Source organism: Stenotrophomonas sp. HMWF003 (genome assembly GCF_003061285.1).
In the GTDB taxonomy this organism is placed as follows: domain Bacteria; phylum Pseudomonadota; class Gammaproteobacteria; order Xanthomonadales; family Xanthomonadaceae; genus Stenotrophomonas; species Stenotrophomonas maltophilia_AP.
On record NZ_QAIW01000158.1, the window covers coordinates 24,271 to 24,586 of the forward strand.

Consider the following 316-nt stretch of genomic DNA (forward strand, 5'->3'; position numbering starts at 1 on the left):
AGCTTGATCTTGTTCTTGCTCCAGTACATGGCCGTCGGCACGATCGTGTACCCGTCGCGCTGGACCCGGCCGATCAGCTTGTCGATCTCGCTGCGATGCAGGAGCAGCTTGCGCTCGCGGCGGTCGTTGGCCACCACGTGGGTGGAGGCCTGGATCAACGGGGTGATCTGCGCCCCGATCAGGAAGATCTCGCCGTCACGCACGTAGGCGTATGCATCGACGATGTTGCCGCGCCCGGCGCGGATCGACTTGACCTCCCAGCCCTGAAGGGCCAGGCCGGCCTCGAAGCGATCTTCGATGTGGTACTCGTGGCGGG

At 64.9% G+C, this 316-nt stretch carries 1 protein-coding gene; it reads right to left on the reverse strand.

All coding sequences use genetic code 11. From position 1 onward, the window contains the following. Positions 1-316, reverse strand: a 316-nt coding sequence (gene smpB / locus DBR34_RS06400) for an SsrA-binding protein SmpB (protein WP_128096170.1), incomplete at both ends; no start/stop codon positions are given.